Source organism: Salinisphaera sp. SWV1, from assembly GCF_052044155.1.
In the GTDB taxonomy this organism is placed as follows: domain Bacteria; phylum Pseudomonadota; class Gammaproteobacteria; order Nevskiales; family Salinisphaeraceae; genus Salinisphaera.
Genome location: NZ_JBQDYE010000072.1, coordinates 1 through 7,291, shown reverse-complemented (window position 1 = coordinate 7,291; position 7,291 = coordinate 1). Strand labels below are relative to the sequence as shown.

7 protein-coding genes are annotated in these 7,291 nt (G+C 68.1%); 6 read left to right on the top strand and 1 reads right to left on the bottom strand.

Annotated elements, in window-relative coordinates; translation table 11 throughout:
* The first annotated feature begins 134 nt into the window (after positions 1 to 134).
* From mdcE to ACS8YF_RS19160, 6 genes are all read left to right on the top strand, one after another.
* The gene (mdcE, locus tag ACS8YF_RS19185; protein WP_440851708.1) at positions 135 to 932 is read left to right on the top strand and encodes a biotin-independent malonate decarboxylase subunit gamma; all 798 of its coding nucleotides are present in this window, start codon (positions 135 to 137) and stop codon (positions 930 to 932) included.
* Positions 920 to 1,603 carry a malonate decarboxylase holo-ACP synthase gene (locus tag ACS8YF_RS19180; protein ID WP_440851707.1) on the top strand — a complete coding sequence of 228 codons (684 nt, stop codon included), beginning with the start codon at positions 920 to 922 and terminating at the stop codon, positions 1,601 to 1,603. Before mdcE ends, ACS8YF_RS19180 begins: the two co-directional genes overlap by 13 nt.
* Positions 1,600 to 2,541 carry an ACP S-malonyltransferase gene (locus ACS8YF_RS19175; protein WP_440851706.1) on the top strand — a complete coding sequence of 314 codons (942 nt, stop codon included), beginning with the start codon at positions 1,600 to 1,602 and terminating at the stop codon, positions 2,539 to 2,541. The genes ACS8YF_RS19180 and ACS8YF_RS19175 overlap by 4 nt, the downstream gene beginning before the upstream one ends.
* Positions 2,542 to 2,676: 135 nt before the next feature.
* Positions 2,677 to 3,891, top strand: coding sequence for a Bcr/CflA family multidrug efflux MFS transporter (locus tag ACS8YF_RS19170; RefSeq protein WP_440851705.1), 1,215 nt, complete (start codon positions 2,677 to 2,679; stop codon positions 3,889 to 3,891).
* Between the two features lie 136 nt (positions 3,892 to 4,027).
* On the top strand, positions 4,028 to 4,942 hold the full coding sequence (locus ACS8YF_RS19165) for an NAD-dependent epimerase/dehydratase family protein (RefSeq protein ID WP_440851704.1): 915 nt from the start codon (positions 4,028 to 4,030) through the stop codon (positions 4,940 to 4,942).
* A 156-nt stretch (positions 4,943 to 5,098) separates the two neighbouring features.
* A complete protein-coding gene (locus tag ACS8YF_RS19160) occupies positions 5,099 to 5,974 on the top strand; it encodes an EamA family transporter (RefSeq protein ID WP_440851703.1) in 876 nt (291 codons plus the stop codon).
* Positions 5,975 to 5,983: 9 nt separating this feature from the next.
* Here the strand turns inward: ACS8YF_RS19160 and ACS8YF_RS19155 are convergent, their stop codons facing one another.
* Positions 5,984 to 7,204, bottom strand: a complete 1,221-nt coding sequence (locus ACS8YF_RS19155; protein ID WP_440851702.1) for a VanZ family protein — start codon at positions 7,202 to 7,204, stop codon at positions 5,984 to 5,986.
* Positions 7,205 to 7,291: the final 87 nt, after the last annotated feature.

Here is a 7,291-nt window from a genome sequence, read left to right as displayed (position 1 = left end):
CACCGGGCCGACGCGGCTGGCGCGGACGGCCGATGTCGCGGCCTGGAACCGTTTGCTCGAAGCGATCGATCCGGCCGAGCGCGCCGAGGCCGGCGTCGTGCGCGAGGTTTTCGCCCGACATCTGGGAGGCCGTCATGCGTGAAGCCCCATCTCTCGGCGCCGAGTGGTTGTTGGCACTGGCCGGCGAGGCCCCGGTGCAGCCCGGCTATCCGGCCAGTGTGCGCGTGGTCGACGGCCAACTGGCCGGCCGGGCCGCTCGCTTTATCGCCGTCGTCCCCGACCCGGACAGCCGTTATCCGCGCGCCCGCAACGGCGAGGTCGGCCTCGCCGAAGGCTGGGCGTTGGCCCGCGCCGTGCGCGAGGCAATGGCCGCCGACGACAGCGCCGATACCCGGCGCGTGATCGTGGCCGTGATCGACGTGCCCAGTCAGGCCTATGGCCGTACCGAGGAAGCCTATGGCATCCATCAGGCGCTGGCTGCGGCGGCCGAGGCCTATGCTCGGGCCCGGCAGGCGGGGCATCCGGTGATCGGGCTGATCGTCGGCCGGGCCATGTCCGGGGGCTTTCTGGCACACGGCTACCAGGCCAACCGGTTGCTCGCGCTGTCCGGCGAATCGGTCCAGGTGCATGCCATGGGCAAACAGGCCGCGGCGCGCATCACCCAGCGCAGCGTTGAAGGTGTCGAGGCGCTGGCCCGGACCATCACGCCGATGGCCTACGATATCGACAGCTATGCCTCGCTCGGCCTGTTGCATCGCCGGCTGGATGTGGCGGCGGAGGATACGAGTCAGGTGGCCCTGGTGCGCGAGGCCCTGGCGGCGGCGGTCGCCGATATCGGGGGCCGCACCGATCTGGCTGATCGGTTCGACGACCAGGGCCGGCCAGCCTCGATGGCGGTTCGGCGTCGGCTGCGGGAACAGTGGGCCGGCTGACCGATCTCGCCGGCGGCGATTACAGTCAGCCGCGGACGGTGGGCCCGGCGTTCCGGCCGCATGATCTGGTGCATATCACGCCGGCCGCGCTGACCCCGGATGCCCCCGCATGGGCGCAGGCCGTGGTCGCCCGCGGCGAACCGGTGGTGGTGCGACGCGGGCATCGCGATGCGACGACCCTGCCGGTCGGCGTTCGCGGGGCGAGCCGGGATCGGCGCTTCGCCGCCCGTGTGTCGCCCTCGGGGTTGCGGGGCGATCCGGTCACGCCGGAATCGCTGGTCGACGGGCCCGACCCGGCGCGGGACGCGCGCATTCCGGCCCTCGCCGTGCTGCCGGCGTTGCGCGCCGCGATGGCGCCGTGGTCCGGTGCCTGGGGCATCGGCGGGGCCGTGGGTTACGAATTGGCCTGCGGGGCGGCGGCCTGTCATGCCCAATCCGATGTCGATCTGATCCTGCGTGTTGGCCGGACGCCGGTACCGGCCGCGCTGCGCGCGCTGGCCGAACGCCTGGCCACGCTGCCGGTGCGCTGCGACGTCCAGCTGGAAACGCCGGCTGGCGGCGTGGCCTTGGCCGATTGGCTGTCAGCGTCGCCGCAGGTGCTGATCAAATCGGATCAGGGGCCGTATCTGGCGGCCGATCCCTGGGCGCTCATGGCAGGCTGTACGTCATGAGCGTGGTGTTCACCTTTCCCGGGCAGGGGGCGCAGCGCCCCGGCATGCTCGCCGACCTGCCCGACAACGACGTCGTGGCCGAAACGCTGGCGACCGCCCGCGCCGCGCTCGGTGAAGACGTGTGCGCCCTGGATACGCGCGCGGCCCTGGCCGACACCCGGGCGGTGCAGATCGCGCTGTGCGTGGTGGGGGTCGCGGCTGCGCGCGATCTCATCCAAGCCGGTGCCGCGCCCGCTGCCGTCCTGGGTCTGTCCATCGGCGCCTGGCCGGCGGCGGTGATCGCCGGCGCGCTCGATTTTGCCGATGCGCTACGGCTGGTGGCGGAACGCGGCCGCTTGATGGGCGAGGCCTATCCCGAAGGCTATGGCATGGTCGCGGTGATCGGCCTGTCGGTCGCGGCGGTCGGGGCGTTGCTCGATGAACTCAATACAGGGGCCGGGGCGGCCGATACCCTCTATCTGGCCAATGTAAACGCCGATCAGCAGATTGTGGTCGCCGGCGCCGATACTGCGCTGGCCCGGCTCGAACAGGCGGCTGCCGACACCGGGGCGCCACGGGTGGTGCGACTGGATATGGCCGTGCCGTCCCATTGCGCGTTGATGCTGACGCCGGCCGGCCAGCTGGACGCCATGGCCCGTGACGTGATCTTCCGCGAACCGCGGCTGGCTTATTTCTCGGCCAACCGCCGCCGGCGTTTGTGGACCGGCGCGGACATCCGCGACGATCTGGTGTGGAACATGGCGCGAACGGTGTACTGGGCCGATACGGCGCGCATCGTCGCCGAGGCCGGCTTCCGGCTGGCGGTGGAAATGCCGCCCGGCCACACGCTCACCCGCCTGCAGCCGCCGCTCGAACCGCCCGGCGAGGCGATCGCGCTGGCCGATACCGGCCGGGCCAATACGCGCGCCCTGGTTGCGCGGGCTCAGGCCGGTCGATAGGGCCGTTTGCCGTTTCGACGGCCGCAGCGCCCGGCTGGCATACTACGCGCCACTTGAATCGGCGCGCCGCCGCTCACGGCGAATAGTCCGCGCGCTCGTCTGACCGTCCGCCGGCCGGTGCAAGGAGTTCTCTCGATGACCGAAACCGCCCAGAGCCGGGGTGAGCACATGCTCATGGTCTGCGTGCTCGGCCTGCTGACGGCCGTCGCGCCGTTGTCGATCGATACCTATCTGCCGGCCATGCCGGCACTGGCACGCCAGTTCGCCGTCGACCCGGCCCATGTCCAGTACAGTCTGAGCCTGTTCTTCGTGGGGCTGGGTTTCGGTCAGTTGCTCTATGGCCCGGTATCCGACCGGCACGGCCGGCGCCCGGTGCTGTATTTCGGGCTGGCGTTGTATCTGGTGGCGAGCGTCGCCTGCGCGCTGTCGATCTCGATCAACATGCTGATCGCGGCGCGCCTGGTGCAGGGCCTGGGTGCCGCGGCCGGGCCGGTGATGGCGCGGGCCATCGTGCGCGACCGTTTCCAGGGCTCGAAGGCGGCCAGCGTGATGTCGTTCGTGGTCATGGTCATGGGCGCCGCACCGCTGATCGCGCCCATGATCGGCAGCATGATTCTGTTCTTCGGCGAATGGCAGCTCATTTTCTGGATGCTTCTGGCCTATGCCATCGTTGCGCTGGCAGCCATCGCGCTGCTGTTGGTCGAGTCGCACCCACAGCGTCGGCGGGTGCGCGACCGCAGCCTGGTTGCGCAATACATCGGCTATCTTTCGCTGGTCACGCGGCTGCCGGTGTTTCTCTATCTGGCCTGCGGCTCGCTGATGTTCGGCGCGCTGTTCTCGTACGTGGCCGCCAGTTCGTTCGTGTACGTGAACGAATTCGGCGTGGACGAATCGCTGTTCGGTTTCTATTTCAGTGCCAACGTCGTTTCGATGCTGATCGGCACCTTCACCAACGGGCGCATCGTCCAGCGTTTCGGCTATCGCACGCTGCTTGGTGTGGCGGTGGGCAATACGCTGGCCTGTGCCCTGATTCTGCTGGCGACCACACTGACCGGGTTCGGTGGCTTCTGGGGCGTGGCGGTGCCGTTGTTCTTCCTGTTGTCGACGGTCGGCGTCGCCGGGGCGAACACGGTCGCCGGGCTGCTCGACCTGGCGCCCGACGCCGCCGGCGCGGCCTCGGCCCTGTTCGGCGTGTTCCAGTTCGCCTGTGGCGCGATCGCCACCTGGGGTGTGGGCCTGATCGGCGGCGATGCCCGGGCCATGGCGATCGTGATGACGGGCTCGGCCGGGTCCGCGTTTCTGGCTTATCTGGCGCTGCGCCGCTGGGCCCCGGCGCCCGGCGACACCTGAGCGGTCGGCCGGTGCGGCGCGCGCGTGATTTTGCCATCGGCGGCCGGCATGCAACGAATGGCGGAGGGCTGAACACGGCCAACACAGCGGCGGCTATGTCAGGATAGCCGGGTTGTCGTACCCGAGATGAACACACATGTCCCTTCGTATTCTTTTTACCGGCGGCTCCGGCAAAGCCGGTCGCCATGTAGTGCCTTATCTGCTCGATCGCGGCCATACCGTGGTCAACATCGACCGCACGCCGCTGGATGACCCGCGAGTCCACAACCTGACCGCCGATATCACCGATTCAGGCCAGATGTTCAATGCATTGACCAGCTACGCGCATCTCGGTGAGCTGGAACAGGCTGAGGGCGGGCCGAAGCCTTTCGATGCCGTGGTTCATTTCGCCGCCATCCCGCGCATCCTGGTTACGCCGGACAACGAGACCTATCGCATCAACACGGTGGGCACCTACAACGTACTCGAAGCGGCCACCAAGCTCGGCGTGCGCAAGATCGTGTTCGCCTCCTCGGAGACCACCTACGGCGTCTGTTTCGCCGAGGGCGAGGTCAAGCCGGAGTTCCTGCCGGTCACTGAAGACCATCCGACCCGGCCCATCGATAGCTATGCCATGTCCAAGCTCTGCAACGAGGCGACCGCGGAAGTCTTCGCCCGGCGCAGTGGCGCGGATATTTATGGCCTGCGTATCGGCAATGTGATCGAGCCGCATGAATACGCGACTTTCTTCCCGCGCTATTTCGACGACCCGTCGCTGCGCCGCCGCAATATCTTCTGCTACATCGACGCCCGCGATCTGGGTCAGATCGTGGATCGCTGCCTGGCCACCGACGGGCTGGGCTACGAGGTTTTCAACGCCGGCAACGACCACAACTCGGTCGACCTGACCACCAGCGAGATCATCGAGGAATTCTATCCGGACGTGCCGGTGACCCGGGAGCTGGGCGAATACGAAGCGTTGTATTCGAATCGCAAGATCCGCGATCTGCTGGGCTTCGAGGAACAGCATCCCTGGCATCGCTACGTGCGCTCGCCGCGACAGGACGACTGAGCCCGGCGGCCGGCCTTGCGCCCCGGCGCCGGGCGGGCAGCGATTCTCCGCTGGTGCATGGCCCGTCCGGCGATCGGCGGGTAATGCGCTGACGCACCGCGCGCCCGCAACGACCGACTGGTAGTATCGCCGGTCGAATCCATCCGTCGCTGTGTTATGTCGAGTTCTCGTCACACCGGCCTGGCGAGCCTGTGCGTGCTGCTTGCCGGTTCACTCTGGGGGTTGTACTGGGTGCCGGTGCGTGCCCTGGCGAGCGCGGGCCTGGTCGGGGCTCGAGGCTCGCTGCTGGTGGCGGGGGTCGCGTTTGTACTGTTGCTGATGGCCATGTGCGTTGTCCGCTCGCACCCGGGCCGGATCGATCCGCTCGGTCTCGGCGCCAATGCCGCGGGTGGCGCGGCCTTCATGCTGTATTCGGTGGGCCTGGTGGAGGGGCGGATCAGCGCGGTGATCCTGTTGTTCTACCTGACGCCGGTATGGACCACCCTGATCACGGCACTCGTGCTGCGCTGGCCGGTGCCGCGGCTGCGCTACGCGGTGATCGGGCTTGGCCTGATCGGGCTCGTGCTGGTGCTGGGCGTGCACGACGGCGTGCCGTTGCCGCATGCCGTGGGCGAATGGCTCGGTCTCGCGGCGGGCGCACTGTGGTCGTTGGCCTCGGTCGGCATGCGGGTGCGCGGCGAAATGCCGCCGCTGGCCGGCAGCACGGTGTTCGCCGCGGGCGCATTGGTCGCGGGCGGGTTGCTTTGGCTGGTGCTGCCGATGGCGCCGGGGGCGCCCGCCATCTCGCTCGATGCCGCATCCGTCGTCTGGGCGGTGGCCGCCGCACTGATCTGGTGGATCGGATCGATGCTGGCACTGGTCTGGGCGGCCGCCCGTCTCGAACCGGCCCGGGTCGGCATTCTGCTCATGAGCGAAGTATTGGTCGGCGTGGTCTCGTCGGCGCTTTTCGCACACGAGGCCTTGAATGCTTCCCAGATCGCCGGCGCCGCGCTGCTGTTGGCGGCGGGTCTTCTCGACGCCTTGTCCGGTTGAGCGGGTGGCTTATTCGGCCGCCGGGGGCGTATCGCGGGCGGGCTTGATTGACGGCGCGACCGCGGCGCGGCCCGTCGCCGGGGCGTCGACCGTAAGCCAGCCGAGTACGGTGGCGGCGCCGAGCGCGATCAGCGCGTCGGTGATCTCGGCCGAACGGCCGGGCAGGTGGGTTTCCAGCATGCTGGTGGCGAACAGCCCGGCCGCGACCAGGGCGCCGGCGACGGCATGGCGCGGGCCGGCCACGGTGATGAGCCAGACCAGGCTCGAATACAAAAAGACCTTGTCGGCCAGCGCCTGCGTATTGGCGGCCATCGATCCGTGCAGAATCGAGAAGAAGGGCAGCCAGCCGAATGCATGCGCGATCGGCTGCCAGTGAAAGGGAAGCAGGCGATCGCCCACGATCACCAGGCCCAGCAGCACGGCCAGCACGCCGCCGGCCCATGCCCGACGCATGCTCGACAATACAAGCCAGGCCGCGACGGCGATCGGCAGGGCGACGAGCTCGGACAACGAGAGCCGGTTGTGGGTGATGAGGATCTTGGCCGACAACACCGCGAGCATCATGACCACGAGCAGCCAGCGGCTGCGCCGGCGCCCGGCCAGGTCGCATAGCAGGGCACCCACCACGGTCCAGATGACCACGTAGGACACGACGTCGAAGCCGTGCACGCCGGGATGGATGACGACCGGTTTGATCGCCCGCCAGTAGGCATGCAGGTCGATCGTGGGCACGTAGGGGAAAAGGCGGTAGGCGAGAAACGACAGCAGCAGCAGCGCGGCGGTCTGGCGTGCCGGTGAATGCATGTCGACGGGCCGGTCCAGCCACCGGATCAGTGGCAGCGCCAGCAGCGCGCCGAACAGCGTACCGGCCACGTTCGGGTAGACATCGGTGAGCGTGGTGACGCGGCCGGTGTCGAAGAACTGAGTGATCTCGATGCTCAGACACAGCATGACGCCTAGCCCGGTTGCCCATAGCACCTGTCGCCAAGCGGGCCGTGCGTCATTCTGTGCTGCCACGCAGAACAGGCCCAGCGGGACATACAGGACGATGTTCGCAATCAGGCCGGAAAACGGTTGATCGCGCATGTGGTCGCTGAGAAACAGTGTCCGTACCGCGGCCCCTAGCGAGCCGCCGTGGAAAGCGAAGGGATAGAGCGAGCCATAAACAATGAAGATTGTCGCCGCCAGGCTGGCGTACAAGAAGCGACGAGGCGAATTGAGCGACGGCATGACCGTTATTCTAGTGTCCTGTAACTCAATTTCGTAGCATTGGTCACAGGCTTGAACATGGGTGTGTCTGATGCCGCGCGGTCGTTT

Bases quoted from the DNA above. Each gene is read 5' to 3' on its own strand.
- ACS8YF_RS19165 (WP_440851704.1), top strand. From the start codon at position 4,028: ATGTCCCTTCGTATTCTTTTTACCGGCGGCTCCGGCAAAGCCGGTCGC.
- mdcE (WP_440851708.1), top strand. From the start codon at position 135: ATGCGTGAAGCCCCATCTCTCGGCGCCGAGTGGTTGTTGGCACTGGCC.
- ACS8YF_RS19155 (WP_440851702.1), bottom strand. From the start codon at position 7,204: ATGCCGTCGCTCAATTCGCCTCGTCGCTTCTTGTACGCCAGCCTGGCG.
- ACS8YF_RS19170 (WP_440851705.1), top strand. From the start codon at position 2,677: ATGACCGAAACCGCCCAGAGCCGGGGTGAGCACATGCTCATGGTCTGC.
- ACS8YF_RS19160 (WP_440851703.1), top strand. From the start codon at position 5,099: ATGTCGAGTTCTCGTCACACCGGCCTGGCGAGCCTGTGCGTGCTGCTT.
- ACS8YF_RS19175 (WP_440851706.1), top strand. From the start codon at position 1,600: ATGAGCGTGGTGTTCACCTTTCCCGGGCAGGGGGCGCAGCGCCCCGGC.